At 69.2% G+C, this 22,380-nt stretch carries 24 protein-coding genes; 18 read left to right on the top strand and 6 right to left on the bottom strand.

Annotated features, from left to right (window positions below; translation table 11 throughout):
* Positions 1–44: 44 nt before the first annotated feature.
* Positions 45–467, bottom strand: a complete 423-nt coding sequence (locus IPI67_19405; GenBank protein MBK7582360.1) for a GxxExxY protein — start codon at positions 465–467, stop codon at positions 45–47.
* A 157-nt stretch (positions 468–624) separates the two neighbouring features.
* On the opposite strand from IPI67_19405, the gene IPI67_19400 reads away from it, so the two are divergent.
* Positions 625–1,194: a Uma2 family endonuclease gene (locus tag IPI67_19400; GenBank protein ID MBK7582359.1), complete on the top strand. Its 570-nt coding sequence runs from the start codon at positions 625–627 to the stop codon at positions 1,192–1,194.
* Positions 1,195–1,218: 24 nt separating this feature from the next.
* Here the strand turns inward: IPI67_19400 and IPI67_19395 are convergent, their stop codons facing one another.
* Positions 1,219–1,539, bottom strand: coding sequence for a four helix bundle protein (locus tag IPI67_19395; protein ID MBK7582358.1), 321 nt, complete (start codon positions 1,537–1,539; stop codon positions 1,219–1,221).
* 455 nt (positions 1,540–1,994) lie between these two features.
* Between IPI67_19395 and IPI67_19390 the strand changes: the two genes are divergently transcribed.
* Together IPI67_19390 and IPI67_19385 are read left to right on the top strand one after the other, a co-directional pair.
* Positions 1,995–2,255, top strand: coding sequence for a DUF4160 domain-containing protein (locus tag IPI67_19390; GenBank protein MBK7582357.1), 261 nt, complete (start codon positions 1,995–1,997; stop codon positions 2,253–2,255).
* Complete coding sequence (locus tag IPI67_19385; GenBank protein MBK7582356.1) at positions 2,210–2,536, top strand: DUF2442 domain-containing protein; 327 nt, start codon at positions 2,210–2,212, stop codon at positions 2,534–2,536. The genes IPI67_19390 and IPI67_19385 overlap by 46 nt, the downstream gene beginning before the upstream one ends.
* An 18-nt stretch (positions 2,537–2,554) precedes the next feature.
* Here IPI67_19385 and IPI67_19380 read toward each other — a convergent pair whose 3' ends face one another.
* The 3 genes from IPI67_19380 to IPI67_19370 all read right to left on the bottom strand — a co-directional run bounded on the left by IPI67_19380 (position 2,555) and on the right by IPI67_19370 (position 6,483).
* A complete protein-coding gene (locus IPI67_19380; protein ID MBK7582355.1) occupies positions 2,555–2,875 on the bottom strand; it encodes a four helix bundle protein in 321 nt (106 codons plus the stop codon).
* Positions 2,876–3,321: 446 nt separating this feature from the next.
* A complete protein-coding gene (locus IPI67_19375; GenBank protein MBK7582354.1) occupies positions 3,322–5,178 on the bottom strand; it encodes an ABC transporter ATP-binding protein in 1,857 nt (618 codons plus the stop codon).
* 135 nt (positions 5,179–5,313) lie between these two features.
* On the bottom strand, positions 5,314–6,483 hold the full coding sequence (locus tag IPI67_19370) for a hypothetical protein (GenBank protein ID MBK7582353.1): 1,170 nt from the start codon (positions 6,481–6,483) through the stop codon (positions 5,314–5,316).
* Between the two features lie 1,204 nt (positions 6,484–7,687).
* Between IPI67_19370 and IPI67_19365 the strand changes: the two genes are divergently transcribed.
* The gene (locus tag IPI67_19365) at positions 7,688–8,602 is read left to right on the top strand and encodes a polysaccharide deacetylase family protein (protein MBK7582352.1); all 915 of its coding nucleotides are present in this window, start codon (positions 7,688–7,690) and stop codon (positions 8,600–8,602) included.
* Positions 8,603–8,612: 10 nt separating this feature from the next.
* Positions 8,613–9,203 (top strand): N-acetyltransferase, encoded by a 591-nt coding sequence (locus IPI67_19360; GenBank protein MBK7582351.1) that lies wholly within the window; start codon positions 8,613–8,615, stop codon positions 9,201–9,203.
* Positions 9,204–9,259: 56 nt separating this feature from the next.
* Here IPI67_19360 and IPI67_19355 read toward each other — a convergent pair whose 3' ends face one another.
* Entirely contained in the window at positions 9,260–10,051 is a 792-nt protein-coding gene (locus IPI67_19355) for an ABC transporter ATP-binding protein (protein ID MBK7582350.1), read from the bottom strand.
* 98 nt (positions 10,052–10,149) lie between these two features.
* On the opposite strand from IPI67_19355, the gene IPI67_19350 reads away from it, so the two are divergent.
* From IPI67_19350 to IPI67_19290, 13 genes are all read left to right on the top strand, one after another.
* Complete coding sequence (locus IPI67_19350; GenBank protein ID MBK7582349.1) at positions 10,150–10,431, top strand: hypothetical protein; 282 nt, start codon at positions 10,150–10,152, stop codon at positions 10,429–10,431.
* 7 nt (positions 10,432–10,438) lie between these two features.
* On the top strand, positions 10,439–11,263 hold the full coding sequence (locus tag IPI67_19345; protein MBK7582348.1) for a lysophospholipid acyltransferase family protein: 825 nt from the start codon (positions 10,439–10,441) through the stop codon (positions 11,261–11,263).
* A gap of 10 nt (positions 11,264–11,273) precedes the next feature.
* Positions 11,274–12,398, top strand: a complete 1,125-nt coding sequence (locus tag IPI67_19340; protein MBK7582347.1) for a Gfo/Idh/MocA family oxidoreductase — start codon at positions 11,274–11,276, stop codon at positions 12,396–12,398.
* The gene (locus IPI67_19335) at positions 12,395–12,904 is read left to right on the top strand and encodes a chemotaxis protein CheW (GenBank protein ID MBK7582346.1); all 510 of its coding nucleotides are present in this window, start codon (positions 12,395–12,397) and stop codon (positions 12,902–12,904) included. Before IPI67_19340 ends, IPI67_19335 begins: the two co-directional genes overlap by 4 nt.
* Positions 12,904–13,713, top strand: a complete 810-nt coding sequence (locus tag IPI67_19330) for a methyltransferase domain-containing protein (GenBank protein ID MBK7582345.1) — start codon at positions 12,904–12,906, stop codon at positions 13,711–13,713. Before IPI67_19335 ends, IPI67_19330 begins: the two co-directional genes overlap by 1 nt.
* Positions 13,714–13,754: 41 nt before the next feature.
* Positions 13,755–14,534, top strand: a complete 780-nt coding sequence (locus tag IPI67_19325) for a thiazole synthase (protein MBK7582344.1) — start codon at positions 13,755–13,757, stop codon at positions 14,532–14,534.
* A 15-nt stretch (positions 14,535–14,549) separates the two neighbouring features.
* Entirely contained in the window at positions 14,550–15,767 is a 1,218-nt protein-coding gene (locus tag IPI67_19320; GenBank protein MBK7582343.1) for an MFS transporter, read from the top strand.
* Positions 15,764–16,195: a VanZ family protein gene (gene vanZ, locus IPI67_19315; GenBank protein MBK7582342.1), complete on the top strand. Its 432-nt coding sequence runs from the start codon at positions 15,764–15,766 to the stop codon at positions 16,193–16,195. The genes IPI67_19320 and vanZ overlap by 4 nt, the downstream gene beginning before the upstream one ends.
* On the top strand, positions 16,192–16,482 hold the full coding sequence (locus tag IPI67_19310) for a hypothetical protein (GenBank protein ID MBK7582341.1): 291 nt from the start codon (positions 16,192–16,194) through the stop codon (positions 16,480–16,482). Before vanZ ends, IPI67_19310 begins: the two co-directional genes overlap by 4 nt.
* Positions 16,483–16,583: 101 nt before the next feature.
* Complete coding sequence (locus tag IPI67_19305; GenBank protein ID MBK7582340.1) at positions 16,584–17,204, top strand: thiamine phosphate synthase; 621 nt, start codon at positions 16,584–16,586, stop codon at positions 17,202–17,204.
* 35 nt (positions 17,205–17,239) lie between these two features.
* A complete protein-coding gene (locus tag IPI67_19300) occupies positions 17,240–17,734 on the top strand; it encodes a hypothetical protein (protein MBK7582339.1) in 495 nt (164 codons plus the stop codon).
* Between the two features lie 39 nt (positions 17,735–17,773).
* A complete protein-coding gene (locus IPI67_19295) occupies positions 17,774–21,499 on the top strand; it encodes a class I tRNA ligase family protein (GenBank protein ID MBK7582338.1) in 3,726 nt (1,241 codons plus the stop codon).
* A gap of 38 nt (positions 21,500–21,537) precedes the next feature.
* A complete protein-coding gene (locus tag IPI67_19290; GenBank protein MBK7582337.1) occupies positions 21,538–22,380 on the top strand; it encodes a hypothetical protein in 843 nt (280 codons plus the stop codon).

Here is a 22,380-nt window from a genome sequence, read left to right as displayed (position 1 = left end):
AACTCAGCCTTTTTCTCTTCCCTGCGTTCTCTGCGTTCTCTGCGTCACCGCTCGCCAGCAGAAACCCCACTCAGCACGATGCGGCGAACGCCGTGGCGCAACAAGCTCACGTTGAAGTTGATGAGCAGACCAAGCTGGCACCCGGAAGCGCGCAAATACGACAGAACCTGTGCGACGTGGACGGCGGCTAGTTCCTCGACGGCTTTGAGCTCGACGATCAGACATTCGCCCACCAGCAGGTCGACTCGCCCTACGCCAACGACCTGTCCCTTGTACACAACCTGGACTCGCTGCTGCCGTTCGAAAGGCAAGCCCCTCAGGCCCAGTTCGCTCGCAAGCGCGCGTTCGTAGACTGACTCGGGAAACCCGGGACCCAGCGCGCGGTGGACCTCGAGAGCAGCGTCGAGCACGGCGCCCGAGAGTTCATTGAGCCTGGGAGGGGGCTCTTCCGTGATTCGGTTTGCCATGCTCCAGGCGGCGTCCGCCCGACCCCATCGATCACCACCCCGCTCAGTTGCCTACCGAGAAAATCTCCGCGCCCCGCGCTCCTCCGCTCACTGCGTCTCTGCGTCCTCCGCGTCCTCTGCGTCCTCCGCGTCCTCCGCACATGCTACCTTGCAGGAGGTGCCGGACTTGCAGGCCATCATTCCAGAGGGGATCCGACCGCTCAGTCGGAAGGAGTACCACCAGCTCGCCGAGCTCGGCGCGTTCGAGGACGAGAAGATCGAGCTCCTGTACGGAGTGCTCGTTCCGATGAGCCCCGTCGGGCCGCCGCACTGCGTGGCCGTCGAGCGGCTCAACGAGCTGTTTGTGTCGAAGTTGATCGGGCGCGCGCGGGTCCGCATCCAGATGCCCGTCGCTGCCTCGGACGACTCGGAGCCCGAGCCGGACGTCGTCGTCGCGCCGCTCAGTAGTGACGTCCTCGATCACCCGGCCCACCCGCTATTGGTGATCGAGGTCGCGGAGACGTCGCTCCGGAAGGATCGGGGCCTCAAGGCGCGGCTTTATGCGGAGTGCGGCGTGCCGGAGTACTGGATCGTCAACCTGGCAGAGCGCGCCATCGAGGTGCACCGGGTGCCAGTGGACGGTCGGTACGAGTCCGTGCAGGCGCTCGTGCGAGGGGAGATCGCGCGACCTCTGGCGTTCCCCGAGGTCGAGGTTGCTGTCGACGCGTTGCTCGCTGGGCTCTGCTGAGCGGGAACCTGCGCCTGCCGCCCCTCAGCTGCCGACCAAGCGCACGAGTGTGCCGATGACACGATTGAGCTTGGCAACGAGCTTCGGATCCGGCGCGGTGACGTAACCGAGGGCGCAGGCTACTTCGAGGCACGAGAGAGTCTCGCGCGCCGAGCCGAGCGCGGTGTGATACCGCGCGGTCCGCAGCTTGCCGCGGGAATACATTCCCTCTCCGACATTGAGGGCAATGCTGGAAGCGCAGCGGCGGAGCTGCCGCGTCAGATCGGAGTCGCGGCGTTCGAGCCGAGCGATGACGGGCCGCAGTTCGTGCAGGGTCTCGAGAATGACGGGATAGATCCGCAGCATGTTCTTTCTCCTTTGTCGGCTCGCCCGACGGCAAGGGCGGCTCACCGCGCAGAGGCGGGGTCCAGGCTGCGCGGGCGCGAAGCGTCCGCGCACCGCGGCGCAGCCGCGGCCGCGGCCTGGACGCCGCCGAGCACGGTGAGAAAATGAGACTGCCGAGCGAGCCACCCACCCCATCCCGGCTCTCACGGTTTCTTCTTCCCGCCCCGCGCCCGCAGACACCTGTCGCTCATTGCGCTCGCTCATCGCGCTCGCTCATCGCGCTCGCCCTTCGCCCCCGCAGGCCGCCCGAACGGACGAGGACGGACGAGAGCGGACGAGGCGAGGGCACCAAAGGCAAACACGCTCGCGAATTTGCGTGTGCTTCCGAGGGCTCAAACCCGTCCCCGCGCCACTCCCTCACGCCAACCCAGCCGAGATTTCTCGCGCATAGAGTGCTAACCCTTGACTGAGCACGAATGCCGACCATCAGCGCCTTCTTCGGGATCACGATCCAGATGTTTTGGCGCGAGCACGGGCCACCGCATTTCCACGCAACGTACGGCGAGCACGAAGCGATCATCGACATTCATGAACTGCGGGTCACGCGCGGCACGCTTCCGCGCCGCGCGCTCGCGCTGGTGCTCGAATGGGCCGCGTTCAACCGCGAAGCCCTGATGGAGGATTGGAACCTATGCAGCGCACTCAAGCCCCCGCTCCCGATCCCGCCGCTGGAGTAGCCTCGCCGTCTGCTCCTTGGCGCGTCGTTACGGCAGCCCCAGGGTCGGACTTCCAGTTTCGCGTGGTGTTTGCGGACGGAACCCAGGGAAGCGTCGACATGCGGGTCTTCCTGCAAAGCCAGCAGGTCTCCGGCACCGTCTTCGAGGCACTTCGCAGTGCGGGATTCTTCGCGCAGTTGCGGGTCGAACATGGAGTTGTGACCTGGCCCAATGGGGCCGATCTGGCGCCGGACGCCATGTACGACGCGGTCGTCGAGCGTGGGGTTTGGGTCGTCAATTGAGCCGCTTGCCGCCGCGCCTCAGCTGCCGACCAAGCGCACGAGCGTGCCGATGACCCGATTGAGCTTGGCAACGAGCTTCGGATCCGGCGCGGTGACGTAACCGAGGGCGCAGGCGACCTCGAGGCACGAGAGCGTCTCGCGCGCCGAGCCGAGCGCGGTGTGATAGCGCGCGGTCCGCAGCTTGCCACGGGAATACATTCCCTCTCCGACATTGAGGGCAATGCTGGAAGCGCAGCGACGGAGCTGCCGGGTCAGATCGGAGTCGCGGCGTTCGAGCAGAGCGATGACGGGCCGCAGGTCGTGCAGGGTCTCGAGAATGATGGGATAGATTTGCAGCATGTTTTTTCTCCTCGTCGGCCTCTCGCCCGACCGGCAAGGGCGGCTCACCGCGCGGAGGCGGGGTCCAGGCTGCGCGGGCGCGAAGCGTCCGCGCAGCGCGACGCAGTCGCGGCCGCGGCCTGGACGCCGCCGAGCACGGTGAGAGAATGGGACTGCCGAGCGAGCCCACCCCTCCCGACTCTCACGCTCGCCCCCGCTCTCGCCCTGCGCCCTCGCCCTCGCCCCCGCTCCCGCTCCCGCTCCCGCCCTCGCCCCCGCCCCCGCTCGCGCTCCCGCCCCCGCCCTGGCTCCCGCTCCCTGCGCCCGCGCGCCTCTTCCCCCCCGCGGCCACCCGCAGGCCGCGCGAGCGGCCGAGGACGGACGCAAGGGGGGGAACGGCCGCCCGCAGGCCGCGCCAGCGGCCGAGGACGGACGAGGCGGGGGCACCCCCGCCCGGATCTTCCCGCCTACCGGTAGCCGGCCGCCTGCAACGAGAACAGACGCGCGTAGTGGCCGTCTTGTTCGACGAGCTCCTCGTGGCTGCCGCGCTCGATGATGCGGCCGCCGGCCAGCACGACGATCTGATGTGCCATGCGCACCGTCGAGAAGCGATGTGAGATCAACACCGCGATCTGGTCCTTCGTCATCTCCCGGAAGCGATCGAAGATCTGCACCTCGGCCTCGGCGTCCATGGACGCGGTCGGCTCGTCGAGCACGAGGATGTCGGCGCGTTTGCGCATGAACGCGCGGGAGAGCGCGATCTTCTGCCACTGGCCGACCGAGAGCTCGCGGCCGTTCATGAACCACTTGCCAAGCTGCGTCTCGTACTTGTTCGGCAGCTCGTCGATGAACGGCGCGGCGAGGCCCTTGTTCGCGGCGTCGGCCCAGCGCGCTTCGTCTTCGAACGCCTCGACGTCGCCGGCGCCGATGTTCTCGCCGACCAGCATCTGATACCGCGCGAAGTCCTGGAAGATGACGCCGATGCGCCGGTAGAGCGTGGCCGTGTCCCACTCGGCGAGGGGCCGGCCGTCGAGCAACACCCGGCCTTCGGTCGGCAGGTAGAGACGCGTCAAGAGCTTGATCATCGTCGTCTTGCCGGAGCCGTTCTCGCCGACGAGCGCGAGCTTCTCACCGGGACGGATGTGGAGGTCGATGGCGTCCAGCGCGGGCTGTTCACTGCCGGGGTACACGAACGAGACGTTCTCGAAGCGGATGCCGTCGCCGGGCGACGTGCCGCTGGTGGCTTTGCCGGTTGGCGGGGGGACCTCTTGTTCGAGGAAGGCGTACAGGTTCGACAGGTACAGGTTGTCTTCGTACATGCCGCCGACCGCGGTGAGGGAGCTGGTGAGCGCGCTCTGACCTTGTTTGAAGACCAACAGGTAGAGGGTCATCTGACCGAGCGTGATGGTGGAGGCCACGGCCGACACGGCGATCCAGGCGTAGGCGCCGTAGAACGCCGCCGTGCTGAGCATGCCCATCACAAAACCCCAGAACGCGCGGCGCAGCGTGAGGTTGCGGTCTTCGACGTACAGGCGATCGAAGATGTCGCGGTAGCGGTGCAGGAGCTTCGGGCCGAGGCCGAAGAGCTGCACCTCTTTCGCGTAGTCCTCGCGGGAGAGCACCGTCTCGAGATAACCCTGCTGGCGAGTCTCGGGGGTGCGCCAGCTGAAGAGGCGGAAGGCCTGGCCGGAGAAGCGCGCCTCGGCGAAGACCGCCGGCAGCGCGGCGGCGATCAGGCCGAGCACGGCCCAGCCGGAGAACGTCCAGAGGAGAGCGCCGTAGGTGACGAGGGAGACGCCGTTTTGCAGCAGGCCGAAGGTGCGGATCACCAGGCTGAGCGGTCGGCTGGACGCTTCGCGGCGTGCGCGCGTCATCTTGTCGTAGAGCTCGGAGTCCTCGAAATGTTCGAGGGAGAGGGTGAGGGCCTTCTCGAGGATCATCACGTTGACGCGGTTGCCGAGCTGCGCGCGCAGCAGCGAACGCACCGCCTCGAGGGCGCGCTGGATCGCGGACAGCGCTGCGACCAGCGCCATCTCGAGGGCGACCCAGCGCAGGGCGAGGGAAGGATCAGCGGCGGTGGTGTGCTGGATTGCGTTCACGACGGCGTCGACGATGAGCTTGCCGACGTAGGCGACGCCGGCGGGGAGGACGCCGGCGGCGAGGCTGAGCAGGGAGAGGGCCAGAGCCAGGCGGGGGCTCGTGGCCCAGACCAGGCGGATCGCGCGACCGCCGTAGCGGTACACGCCGAGATCCCAGCTCTTGCCTCGCACGGGACGGGAGCTTTGCACGGGTGCGTGAGCGGGTGCACGTCGGTTCGCGGGCATTCGTGGGGGCGGGCGGGGTTGTGGGGGGGCGCTCGCGGGGCGGCGGGGGGCGCGGCCGGGGGATCGCGCGCGTTGGGGCAGGCGCATCGGCGGGGCTCGCGGGGGCGCCGGCGCGGCGGGGGGCGGGTTGCGAGATCAGGCTGCGCGCGCGTCGGTGAGGACGAGCAGCGCCTCGCGCAGGAGTTGCTCCGTGTCCGCGTTTCCGGGGGCGTGTTGGCGCGCAGCCTCGAGCGCGCGCGCGGTTTCGCCTTCACGAAAGCCGAGGGCGCGCAGAGCCTGGTGGGTCTTGATGCACGCGTCGACGCGCTCGGGGGAAATCTTGCGCCCGTACGCTGTGCCATCGGCGTGTCGAAACTGGAGACCGGACGAGACGCGACCGCTGAGCAGCAGGGTCCCCTCGTGCAGGGCGCGGTGATGCGCGCCGCAGAGTGTGGTGAGCGCGTCGGCTTCGTGGCGTCCGCCTTCGGAGCGCAGCTCGATGTGGTGTACGTCGAGGAAGAGTGCGTTCGAGCAGCCGGGCACCGTGCAACGACCGCCGTCGCGCGCGAGGACGTGTCGGCGCAGACGTGGGGGAAGGGTCTGCGTTGTGCGCTTGCTGGCGGCCGGCGGTCGAGGGGGTGCGCCCACGTGGGTGCGGGGCTCGGCGGGTGGGCTGTTGCCGTGCGCGTGGTGGTTCGTGTTGCCGATGAGCTGCGCGTCGCAGGACGCCATCGCAACGATGGCGGCGTCGACCTCGATGGCCTGATCGCGTGCTTTCTGCGCGCCGCGGCCGCAGCTCTCGCACAGCGTCAACGCGATCTGGTAGCTGGCGCGTCCGGGCTCGGAGGGTCCGCCGAGGGCGCGTCGCGCGAGCTCGAGCAGCATGGCGTCGTCGTCGAGGGCGCCGCCGGCATCGCGGACCAGCGCGGACTGCGCCTCGCGGAACGAGGCCAAGGTCTCGGCGCTCACGTCGAAGCGCAAGACGTGGCGGATCAGACTCCGATCGGGCGGCGAATCCGGGGTGTCGCCGGGTTTTCGGCCCGCCACGGCGCGCTCGATTTCGCGCAGGGAGCGGTCGCGCGCCCGCGCGAGCCACGCCGATTCCGTGCGCGGGATCGCAACCCGCGTGAGCTCCCGGACCGCGGACCAGCTGACGACTCCGTCGCGCAGGTGTTGCTCGGTCTCCGGCAGGTGTTCGAGGGCCTCGGCCACGCGCAAGCGTTCGGCGGTCCAGCGCGGCGTGTAGCCGAAGAGTCGTGCGATGTACTCGGCGAAGGAGCTGAAGCCGAGCGCGCGATGCGCTTGGGCGCGACGTGCGCGCAGCATCGCGCGGCCTTCCTGCCAGTCGAGTGCGGCGCGGGCATGGGCGAGCGCGCGGAGCTCTTCGTGCGCGGCGCGCCAGTCGGGGAGGGGCGCGGACGCTGACGCTGCGGGGGGAGGGGAGTCGGGCGCGGACGCGTCGGGCGCGGACGCTGCGGGTGAAGGGGAGTCGGGCGCGGACGCTGATGCGTCGGGCGCGGACGCTGATGCGTCGGGCGCGGACGCTGAAGGCGTCGGGCGCGGACGCTGATGCGTCGGGCGCGGACGCTGATGCGTCGGGCGCGGACGCTGCGGGCGGAGGGCCTGAGTTGGACGCTGGGGTTGAGCTGAATTCCTGCATTCCTCCGGCATAACACGAGGTTTTTTGGCTCTCCCATTGGCGCTAGGAGCGGCTTTCGGTGGGCTTGCCGGCGCGCAAATCGTTTCGTGCGTGAACACGCCTCAGCGAGCCAGTGAGCGTGCGCGGCGCAGGCTTCGGGGCGCGAGCGAGTGATTGGCGCGCGCGGTGTCGCAGAAACCTGTCCAGAGAAATCGTACGGCGCGGAGATTTTGCGCACGGCATGCGTCGGCTCGGCACACGCTGCGGGCTGGCGGCGCGGCGGCGAAGAGCTGCGCGCGGCGAGCACCCACGTGGGTCGCGGCGTCGACGCCGCGGGGCCGGAACGGTGGCGCGATCGGCGAGCCCCCACGTGGGTCGCGGCGTCGACGCGGCAGCGGGGACGTCGGCGCGCTCGGCGTGCGGCCGGGCATCGGCGGTGGAGGGTTGCGCGCGGCGAGCGCCCACGTGGGTCGCGGCGCCGACGCGCTGGGGCCGGAACGGTGGCGCGATCGGCGAGACTCACGTGGGTCACGGCGTCGTTGCGCCGGGGCCGGAACGGTGGCGCGATCGGCGAGACTCACGTGGGTCGCGGCGTCGACGCGCTGGGGCCGGAACGGTGGCGCGATCGGCGAGCGCCCACGTGGGTCGCGGCGTCGTTGCGGTGGGGCCGGAACGGTGGCGGGATCGGCGAGCACTCCACGTGGGTCGCGGCATCGACGCGCTGGGGCCGGAACGGTGGCGCGCGCGGCGAGCCCCCACGTGGGTCGCGGCGTCCCTGCAGCACAAACCGGTCCCCGTCGCGGGCCGCCCGTACGTTCGCCATTTTCATCGGCCGTTCGGCTGCACTCCCGCCGACCCGCGCGCCCGAAAATCCTCTACGCTCCGGCCCCCGTGCGACTCGCCGCCCTGTCCGTCGATCTCGACGAAGTCCCGAACTACTTCGGGATCCACGGCCTGCCCGCGCCCACCGGCGCCGCCGCCCACGCGGTCTACGATCTCGCCCTCGCCCGACTCGACGACTTCGCCCGCGCGCATGGGCTGCCGCTGACCTTGTTCGCCATCGGCGCCGACATGGTCCGCGATTCCAACGCGCTGCGCCTGTGCGAGCTCCGAGAGCGCGGTCACGAGATCGCCAACCACTCTCTCGATCACCTGTACGATCTGACCCGACAACCTCGGAGCGAAATGCTGAGACAGGTCGACTCCGGCATCACCGTGCTCGCCGGCGCAACCGGCCATCGCCCCACTGGCTTCCGCGCACCCGGTTACACCACCACCGACGAGCTCTTCGACGTGCTCGCCGAGCTCGGGGTCGCCTACGACTCGAGTGTGTTCCCGTGCCCGCCCTACTACCTGGCAAAGGCCGCGGCGATGGGCGCCATTCGCCTGCGCGGGCGTCGCTCGCGCTCCATCCTCGACGCCCCCGGCGTCTTGAGCGCGCCGACCCGACCTTATCGGATCGGTCGCCCGTATTTTCGCCGCGGCAGCGGACTCGTCGAGCTTCCGATCCAGGTGACCCGCGGCCTGCGCCTGCCGTTCATCGGCACCACGTTGACCTTGGCGGGCGCGAGCCGCGCGCGCCTCTTGACCCGCATGGTCATCGGCGAGCCATTGGTGAACCTGGAGCTGCACGGCATCGACGTGCTCGACTCGAGCGACGGGCTCGCGGCGCTCACTCGACATCAACCCGACGTGCGTGTGCCGCTGCGCAACAAGCTCGATGCCCTGGGCGCGGTGGTCGAGAGCCTGAAACGGGCCGGTTATTCCTTCGTGCGCCTCGACGAGGCGGCCCGCGCCATTGCCTGACCGAGTGAACATGGCCATCCACCCCCGCGCGTTCGTGCACCCATCCGCCATCGTCGACGATGGCGCAACGCTCGGCGAAAACACCAAGGTCTGGCACTTCTGTCACGTGATGGCCGGCGCGCAGATCGGCGACGAATCCTCCCTCGGTCAAGGGTGTTTCGTGGCCGCCGGCGTGCGGGTTGGCAACGGCGTGCGGGTGCAGAACAACGTGAGCCTGTTCGACGGCGTCGTGCTCGAGGACGACGTGTTCGTCGGCCCGAGCGCGGTGTTCACCAACGTCATGAACCCGCGGGCGGCGGTCTCGCGCCGCGCGGAGTATCAGCGCACCGTCGTCGGTCGCGGCGCCACGATCGGCGCGAATGCGACCATCACGCCCGGACGCACGCTCGGCTCGCATTGTTTTGTCGCGGCCGGCGCCGTCGTCACGACCAACGTCCCCGCGTTTGCGCTGGTGCAGGGGGTGCCGGCCAAGCAGACCGGCTGGATGAGCCGCTTCGGCAAACGTCTGGTGTTCGACGCCGACGACATGGCCACCTGCTCGGCGACCGGCGAGCGCTACCGGCGCATGCTCGACGGTAACGTGGTCGTGCTCGAGGGCTGACGGGGGCGGCTCGCCCGCGCCGAGCGCCCACGTGGGCGCTTCGCCGGTGCCCGCCCTCACTCCTCGCGCGGGATCAGCTTCTCGGCCTCGATCCCGCTCGAATCGAAGAACTGCTGCGCCAGCTCACTCTGCCCCCGCACCAGCTCCGACGGCGTCCCCGAGGTGATGATCCGACCCTTGTCCATCAGGTAGATGTAGTCGGCAATCCGCAGCGCGCCGGCCATGTCGTGCGAGATCACGATGCTGGTCACGTCGAAGCGATTGCGCGTCGTGACGATCAGCTCGTCGACCATGCGCGCCGTGATCGGATCGAGCCCGCTGGTCGGCTCGTCGTACATGATGATCTCCGGCTCGAGCATCAACGCCCGGGCCAGCCCGACCCGCTTGCGCATGCCGCCGGACAGCTCGCTGGGAAATCGACTCTCGGTGCCCTCGAGCCCCAGGATCCTCAGTTTCTCGCTGACCCGCTTGCGGATCTCCTTGTCCGAGTGCCGCGTGTGCTCTCTGAGCGGGAACGCCACGTTCTCGAGCACGTTCATGCTGTCCAGGAGCGCCGAGTACTGAAACACCATGGCGATCTTCCTGCGCACGGTGTTCATCTGCCGCTCCGACAAGGGCACGATGTCCGTGCCGGAGATCAGCACCTTGCCGCTGGTCGGTTTGTCGAGACCGATCAGGATCTTCAGCAGGGTCGTCTTGCCCGCGCCGGAGCCGCCGATGATGACCGCGATGTGCCCGCGAGCCACCGACATGTCGATCTTGGACAGCGCCTCGAAGTCCCCGAAGCGCTTGGTCAGGCCCCGGACGACGATGTGGTCGGCTCGCTCGTCGTTCACTGCGGCAACCATACCTGAGGCCACCCGGGGGGCAATTTCCGCGGCGGACCCCCGCCTCGGCTCCGATGTCGCTTGACGCGGCTGCGCTTCGGGGGTTTTGGCGATGGGCCATGACCGAAGACCACCTGAGCGCGCTGCTTGCCGCCTGCGAAGCCGGAAAGAAGGACAAAGAGGGCTGGTTCCACCTGCCGGAGGGCCACCACCTCACGCTCTACGCCGCCTTCAACGGCGCCGCGCTGAACGTCGCGCGCGTCGCACAGCTCAAGCGCGACGGAGATCTGGTGCACGCGCGCACCGTGAAGGGAGAGACCTACGTGCTCTCACTCTCGGATCTGTTCGCCGGCGCCATCGAGGCCGCGGCAGGTCAGGCGCGCAAGGCCGGGTTCGTCTGAGCCGAGCATGATGGCGCTCGCCCGCTGGGTGGGGGTCTTCCTCGGGTGGTTCGTCGGCGATCTGCTGCGCATCCGCCGAAGCCACGTGGAGGCGTGCATGCGTCGCGCCGGTGTCGCGCTGCCGCGAGCCACGGCGCGAGAAATGTATCGCGGCCTCGGCACCTCGCTGATGGAGCTGTTCCTGTCGCGGCGCGCCGTGAAGAACGTCAGCCTGGACCAGCGTGTGCTCGACGTGCTGGCGGCGCGCGGCGCCGTGATCGCCACCGCCCACACCGGCGCGTTCGATCTGGTCGCCTGCGCGGCGGCCGAGCGGGTGCCGCTCACGGTGGTGACGAAACACCTGTCGATCGGCGTGCTCGACCGAGTCTGGCAGACGCTCCGACGCCGACACGGTTTGAAGACCGTGGCCGCGGGCAGCGCGGCGGTCAGCGCGGGCGCGCTGCTCCGGCGCGGTGAGGCGGTGGCCATGCTGATCGATCAAGCCCCGGAGCGCGAGCGTGCGACCACCGTGGTCACGTTCCTGGGTCAGCCGGCGCGGGTCGATCTCGCTCCCGCGCTGATCGCCGCCCGAGCGCGCGTGCCGTTGTGTGTGGTGTTCGCCCGGCGCACGTCCTCGGGTCGCCACGTCGCGGAGCTCGCGGGGGTGCTCGAACCCCCGGCGCACGCGGGCCCTGCTTGGGCCGAGACCGCCATGCGGCAGGCCAGCGCTTGGCTGGAAGCGTTCGTGCTGCGCCACCCCGATCAGTGGCTGTGGATGCACCGCCGCTGGAAGGACGCGCCCCCCGCGAGCGATCGTCGACCGAGCCGCGAAATCACGCTAGAAGCCCACTGACCCCGAACCCGTGATGCTCGCCGTCGATCTGGTCCCGCCGCCCACCTTGGCCAAGAGCGCGTCCGTCGGCGTCGCGCTGATTGGCGTGGGGAACTGGGGCGAGAAGATCGCGCACAGCCTGTCCCGCGTCGAGCGGGTTCAGCTGGCGGAGATCTGCGACGTGTCGGCGGCGGCGCGGGCGCGCGCGGCGGTGCTCGCGCCAAGCGCCAGGGTCGTGTGTGACCTCGATGACGTGCTCGGCCGGCAAGAGGCCCGCGCGGTCATCATCGCCACTCCGCCCGCAACCCACGCCGGCCTCGCGCTGCGTGCCCTCGAGTCGGGTCGCGACGTGCTGGTCGAAAAACCCATGGCGCTCTCCCTCGAAGAGGCACGCACGCTGGAGCGCGCCGCGCGGGAGACCGGCTCGCTGCTCATGGTCGGGCACATCCTCGAGTATCACCCGGCCATCGTCGAGCTGCGGCGGCGCATCGCGCTCGGGCAGCTGGGTGAGCTCCGGTTGATCGTGTCGGAGCGCCTCGGCTCGAGCCCCCGGCGTCACGAGAACGCGTGGTGGTCGCTGGCGCCGCACGATCTCTCGGTCGTCCGCCTGCTGGCATCCGCAGCACCGACCGAGGTTCGAGTGGCCGGCTGGAACAACGCCGGAGACGCGGGCGCAGACGTGGTCGCGGCGCGGGTGAGTGTCGGGGCAAAACCCTGCGCGGTGTTGCATCTTTCGCTGGTGGATCGCGACAAGGTCCGGCAGCTGGTCGTCGTGGGCAGCGAGGGCGTTGCCGTGTTCGACGATCTGTCGCCGGAGCGCATGTTGCGTTTCTACTCCGCGGCGGAGCTGGGGCGCGGGCGCATCGACGAGCTGGTGGGCAAGGCGAGTGAGTTCGACCCCGCGCGCCAGTCTCGCTTCGACGTGCTCGACGGCGTGCGACCCGGGCGGTTCTTGCCGACCGGTCCCGGCCTCGTCGTGCCGCTCGATCGGCGCCCGCCCCTCGAGCTCGAGGCGGAGCACTTCGTGCGCAGTGTGCTGGACGGCACCCCGGTGCAGAGTGACGCTGCGTCGGGGCGAGCGGTGGTTGCGGTCCTCGAGGCGGGGCAGAGCTCGCTCGGGGCCGAGAGTGAACCGCGAGAGGTAGCGACGGAATGAGCGAGCGACAGCCGACCGAGGAGCGGGAGCTGCGCACGCGCACCCGCGCGCGTTGTATCGCGGTGCGGGTCGGCGGCGCGCTCTACGGCTTGCCGGTGGAGCACGTGCAGGAGGTGATCTCGATGCGGCCGGTGACGCGGGTGTTCCACGCGCCGGCGGCGCTGGCGGGCGTCACCAATCTGCGCGGCGAGGTGCTGCCGGTGCTCGAGCTCGGGGTGTTGCTCGGTGCCGACATCGAGGCCTCGACCGCCGACGCTCGCATCGTCGTCGTGCGCGAGGCGAGCGGGCAGAAGCGCCGCGCCGGGCTGCGGGTGGATCAGCTGTCGGGGCTGCGGGAGCTGCCGTCGGAGCTGGCGCCGGCTCCGTCGACGGCGAGCGAGCGGGCGCGCGCGGTGATCCGCGGAGTGATCACCGAATCACCCCCCTGCGCCGTGCTCGAGGTGCCGGGCCTGCTCGATTCGCCGCTGCTATCGGAGATCGCCGGGCGCCTGGAGGTGGTCGACTGATGGCGGCGAGCGCCGAACGGCGACACGCCCACGCCGCGGTGCTGGAGCTGCTGGAGAGACGCCACGGCGTCGGCTCGAAGGGCACGGGGGTGAGCGCCTGGATGGAGGCGCGCCTCGATCGCGCGCTCGATGCGCTGAGAGAGGACGCCGACGGCACGCTCGAAGGCGCCGTTGCGCTGCTCCGGACCGACGCCGTGCGACTCGAAGAGATCGCAGAGCGGTTGCGGGTCGGAGAGACGCGCTTCTTTCGCGATCCACCCCAGTGGGATGCGCTCGGAAAATTCGGGGTGCCGCGTCTGGCGGAGCTGGAGCGGGTGCGCGCGCTGTCGGTGGGTTGTTCCAGCGGGCAAGAGGCCTGGAGTCTGGCCATGGTGCTCGATGCGGGACTCGAGCGCGGGCGGACGTTTCGGGTGGTTGGCATGGATCGCAGCGAGCCGGCCCTCGAAACGGCGCGCGCGGCTTGCTATTCGAAAGAACAAGCGAGCCACCTGCCGAGTGAGCTGGCGGCGCGTTACCTGGAGGCTGCGGACGACGCGTGGCGGATCACCGAACCGCTGCGCGCGAACGTCAGCTTCGTCGCGCGGGATGCGATGGTGGGTCCGCCTCCCGGGCAATACGAGCTGATTGTCTGCAAGAACCTGCTCATTTATTTCGGCAACGAAGCGGCGGAGCGCGCGGTGTCGCTGATGCTGAGGAGCCTGGCGGACGGGGGCTTCTTGATGGTGGCCAAGAGCGACGTGCCGCGCGTCAAGGCGCTGGGTCACGCGGCCTCGGAGCTTGCTCCCGGCGTCGTGGTGTTCCGCGCCTGAGTCGCTTGCACGGCTGTCGGCGCGGCGTTATGTCCGGGCGCATGTCCAGCGAAGATCGTTTGCAGATCGGCCCGCACAGCTTCGGCTCGCGTTTGTTCGTGGGCACCGGTAAGTACAAGAGTGTCGACGAGACCCGCGCGGCCCTCGAGGCCTCCGGCGCCGAGGTGGTCACCGTGGCGCTGCGGCGCGTGGACCTGAACGAGCGCGGTGAGGGCTCGCTGATGCAGCTCTTGATGAGCAAACGCTGGACGATTCTGCCGAACACCGCCGGCTGCTTCACCGCCGACGACGCCGTGCGCACGCTGCGCCTGGCGCGCGAGCTCGGCATCGCCGATCTGGTGAAGCTCGAGGTGATCGGCGATCCGCGCACGCTCTACCCCGACAACGAAGAGACCGTCGCCGCGGCGAAACAGCTGGTGAAGGAGGGCTTCACGGTGCTGCCGTATTGCATCGACGATCCCATCGTGTGTCGCAAGCTCGAGGACGCCGGCTGCGCTGCGGTGATGCCACTGGCCGCGCCGATTGGCTCCGGGCTCGGGATCCGCAACCCCTACAACCTCCAGATCATCCTGGAGCAGGCCAAGGTGCCGGTGATCGTCGACGCGGGGGTCGGCACGGCGAGTGACGCGGCGGTCGCCCTCGAGCTCGGCTGCCACGGGGTGCTGATGAACACCGCCATCGCGGAGGCCAAGGATCCCGTCCTGATGGCAACTGCCATGCGGGAGGCGGTGAGCGCCGGTCGCAAGGCGTTTCTGGCGGGCCGCATGCCGAAGCGCCTGCACGCGAACGCGTCGAGCCCGAGCGCCGGACTGATCGAGTAGAGTGCTCGGACTCCCATGTCCGTCGAGCCCCTGAGCCCGTATCAGAAACGGCTGTTTGCGTTCCTGAGCGTGGCGACCTTCTTCGAGGGCTACGACTTCATGGCGCTGACGCAGATCCTGCCGAACCTGCGGGCGTCCCTCGGCCTCGACGAGACCCAGGCCGGGTTCATGGTGGGTTTCATCAACCTCGGCACGGTGCTCGCCTATTTCCTGGTGCGGAAGGCGGACCGCTGGGGGCGGCGTCGCGTCCTGACCGTGACCATCGCGGGTTACACCGCCTTCACGTTTGCCAGCGGGCTCGCGCCGAACATCTGGGCGTTCGCCGCGTTCCAGATGGTCGCGCGCATCTTCTTGCTCGCCGAGTGGGCCATCAGCAGCGTGATCGCCGCCGAGGAATTCCCGGCCAAGCGCCGCGGCATGGTGATCGGGGTGATCAGCGCCTCGGGCAGCCTCGGCTCCGTGATGTGCGCCGGGCTCGTGCCGCTGCTTTTGAAGGCTCCGTGGGGTTGGCGCACCGTATACTTCGTGGGCATCGTGCCGCTCCTGGTCCTGGCCTTTGCGCGCCGCAGCCTGCGCGAGACCAAACGCTTCGAGGAGCAGGTGCACAGCGAGAACGCCCGGCCGCTCGTGTACATCTGGCGGACGCCGTACAAGAAGCGCGTGGTCGAGCTGGGGCTGATCTGGCTTCTGACCTACGTGTGCACGCAGACCAGCGTGACCTTCTGGAAGGAGTTCGCGGTCGGCGAGCGCGGCATGACGGACGGGCAGGTCGGTCTTGCCATCACGATCGCCGCGCTGGTGGCCATGCCGCTGGTGTTCTTGTCGGGCAAGATGCTGGACGTCGTGGGCCGGCGGGGTGGCGCCTTTGGCATCTATGGCCTGACGGCGCTCGGGGTGTTTCTGGCCTACACGCTGGACAATCGCTGGGCGCTGACCGGCGCGCTGATGCTCGGCATCTACGGCGCGAGCGCGTTCTTGCCGGTGATGAACGCCTACACCACCGAGCTCTTTCCGACCGATCTCCGGGCGGACGCCTTTGCCTGGAGCAACAACCTGATCGGTCGCATCGGCTACGTGGCCTCGCCGGCGCTGGTCGGTTGGTTTGCGCACCGGGTGGGCTGGGGAAGCGCGGTGCGGGTCACGGCGTTGTTCCCGCTGTTGGCCCTGGCACTCATCCTCTGGCTGTTGCCCGAGACGCGCAATCGCGAGCTCGAGGAGACGGCGAAGCTGTGACCCCCGTCGATGCGTCGACCGCGCGTGGTGGCGGATTCTTCATGCACGTCGTGCCGGCGCTGCTCTACACGTTCGCGATCTTCTATGGAGGCATGTCGCACCCTCCCTCGCTGGACGGTGCGAACGTCGTTGGCATGGACAAGGTGCTGCATGCCTGCGCGTTCGGGTTCATGCAGCTCGTGGTGCTGCGCGCGGTGCGGTACGAGGGCTCGAAGCTGAGTTTTTCGGGGCAGAACCGGCTGGCTTTTGTGCTCGTGTGCGCGGTCGGGGGGATCCTGGAGCTGGTGCAGATGACCACGACCTATCGTTCGGCGGAGCTGCTCGACTTCGTCGCCGACGCCATCGGCGCCGGGATCGTGGCGGCGCTGGTCGAGTGGCGGTTTCGGCGACAGGAAGCTTGCGCGGTCCCGCCGGAACCGGAAAGATGATCGGCGTGCGGTTTGCGTTCCTCGGTCTGTGCGCTGCCCTGGGTTGGGCGCCCATGCAGTGTGCGTCGGATCCGGATCCGGCGCTGCGGCGCCAGGAGACGCCGGGTGAAGCCCTGTACGGTCTGGCGCAGCAGTTCAAGGCCAAGGGAGACGCGGCGGCCTGGCGGTCGACGCTCGAGTATCTGGTCGCGCGCTACCCGAACAGTCGCCACGCCGTGATGGCCAAGGAAGATCTGGCTGCCGTGCCGGAGAAACCTGCGGGCGCCAAGGCCTCCGGCGAGAAGTGACGCGAGTGGATCGCGGGCTGGCGCCGCGGCTGATCGTGGTGACGGATTTGGCGCGGGTCTCCCGAGAAGCGCACGTGCGTCGGATTGGCGGGGTGCTCCGGATGGCGCGCGCGGGCAGTGTGCTCGTGCAGTTGCGGGAGCCGGCGCTCGGGGCTCGCGAGCTCCTGGCGTTCGGGCGCACGCTGGCTGCGCTCGCGCGTGAGCAGGGCCAGTGGTTCGGCGTGAACGATCGGATGGACGTTGCGCGACTGCTGGACGCCGACGGGTTGCACCTGGGGGATGCCAGCGTGGAGGTGGCCGATGCGCGGCGGCTGTTGCCGGAGGTTTTTGTTTCGCGGTCGTGGCATGCGGGGGCGCCGGCGCCGGGTGGGGTGGACGCGGTGCTCGTGTCGCCGATCTTCGAGGGGCGGCATGGGAGGTCGGCGCGGGGGGTTGGGGTGCTGGGAGCCGGTGCGGGTGCGGGGGCGGGACGGGTGCGGGTGCGGGTGCGGGTGCGGGTGCGGGTGCGGGTGCGGGTGCGGGTGCGGGTGCGGGTGCGGGTGCGGGTGCGGGTGCGGGGCGGGGGGGGGGGGGCGCTTTGTTATGCGCTGGGTGGCGTGAACGCTGACAACGCGGCGTCGGCGCTCGATGCGGGTGCGCATGGCGTTGCGGTGATTGGGGCGGTGTTGGATCACGACGACCCGGGCGCGCTGCTCGATGCGCTGGGGATCGGCCGCAGGTAGGGGCGGAGTCGGCTGCGCCCACGTGGGAGCCGGCGTTGCAGGTGATGGATGCGCCCACGTGGGGGTCGGCGTTGCAGGTGATGGATGCGCCCACGTGGGGGTTGGCCTTGCGGGTGATGGATGCGCCCACGTGGGGGTTGGCCTTGCCGGTGATGGATGCGCCCACGTGGGGGTTGGCGTTGCGGGTGATGGCTGCGCCCACGTGGGGGTCGGCTCGAGCAGCGCCGCGCGCAGGGTTCGACGGTGCGCTCGCGCTCGCGCTCGCCCTCGCCCTCGCACCCGCCCTCGCACCCGCCCTCGCACCCGCCCTCGCGCTCGCCCTCGCACTCGCCCTCGCCCTCGCACCTCGCACTTCGCACCTCGCCCTCGCAGACCGGCACGTGGCGCGAGCCGGCCTTCTGGGCGCGACGCTTGCGAGCGGTGTTTGCTCCGGAGCGTCGGCGTGTCTCGGCGTCCAGCAACTGATCGATGGCCGCGCCGCGCCCGCTGGTCTCGCGCCGGCGTCGGTTCTCGCGTGCACCGCACGCTAGGAACCCCCCACAAAGCGCGCTATAGCCCCGACCGACATCATGGCCGAGACCCCCTTCGAACCCGTCCCCACCGAGCTCGATTTTCCGCGCTACGAGCGGCAGATCCTCGATCTGTGGAGGTCCCGGCGCATCTTCGAAAAGTCCCTCGAGTTGCGCGGGCCCGACGCGCCCCACTTCGTCTTCTACGAAGGGCCCCCTACCGCCAACGGCGTGCCGCACAACGGCCACGTGCTCACCCGCGTGATGAAAGACCTCTTCCCGCGCTACCAATCCATGCTCGGCAAACGCGTGCTGCGCAAGGGCGGCTGGGACACCCACGGCCTGCCCGTCGAGGTCGAGGTCGAGAAAGAACTGCGCATCCACGGCAAGGCCGCCATCGAACAGTACGGCGTCGAGCCCTTCGTCGCCCGCTGCATCGAGAGTGTCTTCCGCTACACCACCGAGTGGGAGCGCCTCACCGAGCGCATCGGCTTCTGGCTGAGCTTGCCCGACGCCTACGTCACCTATCACAAGACCTACGTCGAGAGCGTCTGGTGGGCGCTGTCGAACCTGTTCGACAAGGGCCTGCTCTACCAAGGACACAAGGTCGTGTGGTGGTGGGCACAGGGTGGCACCGCGCTGTCGAGCGCCGAGGTCGGCCTCGGTTACAAGAGCGTCGACGACCCCAGCGTGTTCCTGCTGTTCCCCCTCGTCGACCAGCCGGACACCTCCCTCGTGGTCTGGACGACCACCCCCTGGACCCTGCCCTCGAACGGCTACGCGGCGGTGCGCCCGGGCGCTCGCTACGACGTCGTGAAGGTCGGCGCGCCCCGCGAGCAAAAGGGCAAACCCGCCCGCGCGCTGTCGCTTGCCACCCCCAACCTGATCGTCGCGAGCGAGCTGCGCGAGGCCGTCGCGGCGAAGCTCGGGCACGACCTCGAGGTGCTCGAGACGCTCAGCGGGGAAGAGCTGGTGGGCAAACGCTACACTCCGCCCTTCGACACCTATCACCGCGAACGCGCTGAGCTCCGGGTCGAGCTCAGGGCCGGCGGCGACGACTCCATGTGGTGGCGGGTGATCGCCGAAGACTTCGTCACCCTCGACACCGGAGCGGGCATCGTGCACGTGGCGCCGGCGTTTGGTGAGGACGACAACAAAGCCCACGCCAAACAGCTGCGGCGTTACGCGCGACCCGACGAGGTCGAGCTCATCAGCGCGGTGAACCCCGACGGCAGCTTCAAGGTCGAGGCGGGCAAATACGCCGGCCGCTGGGTGAAGGACTGCGACAAGGATATCTTGGCGGAGCTCGGCGAGCGCAAGCTCTTGCTGCACGAGGAGCTCTACCGCCACGACTACCCATTCTGCTGGCGCTCGGACGAAGACCCGCTGATCCAGATGGCGCGCCCGGCGTGGTTCATCCGCACCACCGAGCGCCTCGCCGACGCCATGGCCGACAACCAGGCCGTGAGCTGGCTGCCGGAGCACCTGAAAGAGGGGCGCTTCGGCGACTTTCTCCGCAACAACGTGGACTGGGCGCTGTCCCGCGAGCGCTTCTGGGGCACGCCGCTCAACATCTGGGTGTGCAGCGCCGACGCGGAGCACAAACACGCGCCGAGCAGCGTGGCGCAGATCGAGCAGCTCAATCCCGTCGCCTTCAAGCACTTCTACGAAGCGAAGAAGCTCGACCCGACCCTGAGCCCGCACCTGATCGTGCACAAACCCTGGATCGACCAGGTCGTATTTCCGTGCCCGACTTGCGGCGCCGAGATGCGCCGGGTGACCGAGGTCATCGACTGCTGGTTCGACTCGGGGTGCATGCCGTTTGCGCAGTGGGGCTTCCCCCACGCCGAAGGCTCGGTCGCCAAGTTCGACGACGCCTTCCCGGCGGACTTCATCTCCGAGGCCATCGATCAGACCCGCGGCTGGTTCTACTCGTTGCTGATGATCTCGGCGCTGGTGTTCGATGAGCCCACTCAGAAGAAGCTCGGGCTCTCCGCCGTGCGCGGCTTCCCGCACCCCTACAAACACTGCATCGTGCTCGGCCACGTCTGTGACAAAGAGGGCAAGAAAGAGAGCAAGAGCCGCGGCAACTACACCCCGCCGGAGATCATCCTGGACCGGGTGCGCATGGAGTTCGGCGTGCTCGCCGAGGCCCACGGCGCAGTGGCGGCGGACGGTGAGGCGCTGATCGCTCGAGAAGATCTCGAAGGCATGGATCTGGCGGACGGGGCCAAGGTCGTCGTCTACCGCGCGGACGCCCCGAACGACAAACGCAGCGTCACGCTCAAGGCGCAGAAAAAATTGCCGCGCCGGGTGGTGCTCTTGTCACAAGGCGACCGCGCGGCGCTGGGTGCCGAGCCGATCCGGACCGGCTTGCAGACGATGCCGGTCGAGGTCCCGCGCGCGGTCAGTGCCGAGCGCGTGATGATCGAAGACGAGAGCACGCCCGCGCCCGGCGCCGATGCGTTCCGCTGGTTCTTCTACGCCGCCAGCCCACCCTGGTCGAACACGCGCCACAGCCTGTCGAACGTGCGTCTTCTGCAGAAGGACTTCCACGTCAAGCTCAGGAACGTCTATTCGTTCTTCACCATCTACGCGAACATCGACGGCTGGCGTGCGACGAACCCAGCTCACGCGGGGCGGCCGCCGGCCGAGCGCTGTCTGCTCGATCGCTGGATGCTGTCCGAGGTCGCGCTGACGGTGCGGGACGTGCGCGCCGCGCTCGACGAGTACCTGTCGTACGACGCCGCGATGCGCCTGGTCGAGCTGGTCGAGGCGCTGTCCAACTGGTACGTGCGCCGCAGCCGGCCGCGCTTCTGGGCCAAGGGGCTCGAGGCCGACAAGTGTGATGCCTACGCGACGCTGTATCAGGCGCTCACCACCCTGGCCGAGCTGTCGGCGCCGTTCGTGCCGTTTTTCAGCGAAGAAATCTACCAGAACCTGGTGGTGCGGGCGGGCGTCGTCGGCGCCAAGGAGAGCGTGCACTTCGCCGATTACCCGGTGCCGGAGCCCTCGACCATCGACGCGGCGTTGGCGCGCGAGATGGCGCTGGTGCGGCAGGTCGTGAGCCTGGGCCACACGGCGCGCACCGCCAACAAACTCAAGGTGCGTCAGCCGCTGTCGCGCGCCGACGTGGTGTTCAACGACAAGGACGCGCTCGGGCGCCTCGAGAGCCATCGCTCGCTGGTGGCCGAGGAGCTAAACGTGCACGACGTGCGCTTCATGTTCCCGGGGCACGAGCAGGGTGCGGTCAGCTTCAAGCTCAAGCCCAACTTCCGCACGCTGGGTCCGCGGCTCGGCAAACGCGTGCAAGAGGTGAAGAAGGCGCTCGACGGTCTGGATGGCTCGACGTTGTTCGCCGAGCTCAGCAGCGCCGGCAAGATCAGCCTCGAGCTGGACGGGGAGAGGCTCGACTTCTCGCCGGAAGAGATCGAGGTGAGTGTGTCCGCCGCCGAGGGTTTTGCCGCGGAGACCGGCAAGGTCGGGGTCGTCGTCCTGCACACGACGCTGACCCCGGAGCTGCTCGACGAGGGGCTCTTGCGCGAGCTGGTGAGTCGCGTGCAGGCGGCCCGCAAGGAGCTCGGGCTCGAGTTCACCGACCGCGTCGGTCTGGGCGTCTACGGCAGCGAGCGAGTGGTGCGGATCGCCCAGGCGAGCTGTGCGCATCTGGAGTCCGAGTGCCTGGCCGAAGAGCTCGCGGTTGGCGCGCCCGAGGCCCGGCCCGCGTCCGCCAAGGAGCTCTCGATCGGCGAAGAAACCCTGTGGCTGAGCGTAGCGCGGCGGTGATTGGCCCCTTCCTGCGGGGTCGCGTAAGATTCCGCTTCATGGGCAAACTCGCGCAAGCTGGGGGCATCCTGCTCTGGTCCGTGCTGACCACCGGCTGTGGGGGCGACAGTCGCCCCGGCAACCATCACTTCGTGAGCTCCGGCGGCTCCGGCGGCTCCGGTGGCTTCAGCGGGGGTGGAGGCAGCGGCGGTGTGCCGTGTACGCCGGATCCCGCCAAGGGTTCGAAGATCCGCGGCAACCTGATCACCTACGACGCGTACCTCTCCGACATTCAGCCGTTCGCGGGCGCGGCGGAGCTGCGCATCGCCGGAGCGAACTGTCCGTGGGTCTCGACGACCTGGGACGCGGCCACGTCACCGTCGGAGGACGGCGGCCCGCCGCTGTTCCAGCTGGAGAGTGTGGAGCCGCAGGAGACGAGCTACACCCACATCTACCAGCTGCCGGAGAGCAACGAGGCGGTCTACCCGACGCTGGTTGCGGTCAACGCCACCAAGGATCAGGAGATCATAGACGGCTTCGGGATGATCCGCGCGGAGGGCGTCGACGCGGCCTACAGCCAGACCGGCACCACGCGGGATCCCGAGAAGGGCACGGTCATCGTGCAGCTGCTCGACCCGGGTACGGGCGGCCCGGTCGCCGGCGGTGAGGTGCACATGGGCACCGCGGCTTCGCCGGCCTTTCCGGGTCTGAGCGGCTGGCAGCTGGGCGGGCAGACCGACGCCTCCGGGGTGGCCTTGATGCTCAACGCAACCTCGAAGCCGTTCCCCGGGCAGAGCTGGAGTGTGAGTGTGAAGCTCAACGGGGTCGAACAACAGTTCAAGTGCCCGGCCGAGAACGGGACCGTGAGCATCTGCTGGATCGCGATCGCCGTCGGGATCTGA

The organism is Myxococcales bacterium (assembly GCA_016706225.1).
Classification (GTDB): domain Bacteria; phylum Myxococcota_A; class Polyangia; order Polyangiales; family Polyangiaceae; genus JADJKB01.
Note: the sequence above shows the minus strand (reverse complement) of the source record. Positions and strands in the feature narration are given on the sequence as shown.

Bases quoted from the DNA above. Each gene is read 5' to 3' on its own strand.
- IPI67_19405 (MBK7582360.1), bottom strand. From the start codon at position 467: ATGGCAAACCGAATCACGGAAGAGCCCCCTCCCAGGCTCAATGAACTC.
- IPI67_19395 (MBK7582358.1), bottom strand. From the start codon at position 1,539: ATGCTGCGGATCTATCCCGTCATTCTCGAGACCCTGCACGAACTGCGG.
- IPI67_19390 (MBK7582357.1), top strand. From the start codon at position 1,995: ATGCCGACCATCAGCGCCTTCTTCGGGATCACGATCCAGATGTTTTGG.
- IPI67_19385 (MBK7582356.1), top strand. From the start codon at position 2,210: ATGCAGCGCACTCAAGCCCCCGCTCCCGATCCCGCCGCTGGAGTAGCC.
- IPI67_19380 (MBK7582355.1), bottom strand. From the start codon at position 2,875: ATGCTGCAAATCTATCCCATCATTCTCGAGACCCTGCACGACCTGCGG.
- IPI67_19375 (MBK7582354.1), bottom strand. From the start codon at position 5,178: ATGCCCGCGAACCGACGTGCACCCGCTCACGCACCCGTGCAAAGCTCC.
- IPI67_19370 (MBK7582353.1), bottom strand. From the start codon at position 6,483: ATGCTGCGCGCACGTCGCGCCCAAGCGCATCGCGCGCTCGGCTTCAGC.
- IPI67_19360 (MBK7582351.1), top strand. From the start codon at position 8,613: ATGGCCATCCACCCCCGCGCGTTCGTGCACCCATCCGCCATCGTCGAC.
- IPI67_19355 (MBK7582350.1), bottom strand. From the start codon at position 10,051: ATGGTTGCCGCAGTGAACGACGAGCGAGCCGACCACATCGTCGTCCGG.
- IPI67_19350 (MBK7582349.1), top strand. From the start codon at position 10,150: ATGACCGAAGACCACCTGAGCGCGCTGCTTGCCGCCTGCGAAGCCGGA.
- IPI67_19345 (MBK7582348.1), top strand. From the start codon at position 10,439: ATGATGGCGCTCGCCCGCTGGGTGGGGGTCTTCCTCGGGTGGTTCGTC.
- IPI67_19335 (MBK7582346.1), top strand. From the start codon at position 12,395: ATGAGCGAGCGACAGCCGACCGAGGAGCGGGAGCTGCGCACGCGCACC.
- IPI67_19330 (MBK7582345.1), top strand. From the start codon at position 12,904: ATGGCGGCGAGCGCCGAACGGCGACACGCCCACGCCGCGGTGCTGGAG.
- IPI67_19325 (MBK7582344.1), top strand. From the start codon at position 13,755: ATGTCCAGCGAAGATCGTTTGCAGATCGGCCCGCACAGCTTCGGCTCG.
- IPI67_19320 (MBK7582343.1), top strand. From the start codon at position 14,550: ATGTCCGTCGAGCCCCTGAGCCCGTATCAGAAACGGCTGTTTGCGTTC.
- IPI67_19310 (MBK7582341.1), top strand. From the start codon at position 16,192: ATGATCGGCGTGCGGTTTGCGTTCCTCGGTCTGTGCGCTGCCCTGGGT.
- IPI67_19305 (MBK7582340.1), top strand. From the start codon at position 16,584: ATGGCGCGCGCGGGCAGTGTGCTCGTGCAGTTGCGGGAGCCGGCGCTC.
- IPI67_19295 (MBK7582338.1), top strand. From the start codon at position 17,774: ATGGCCGAGACCCCCTTCGAACCCGTCCCCACCGAGCTCGATTTTCCG.
- IPI67_19290 (MBK7582337.1), top strand. From the start codon at position 21,538: ATGGGCAAACTCGCGCAAGCTGGGGGCATCCTGCTCTGGTCCGTGCTG.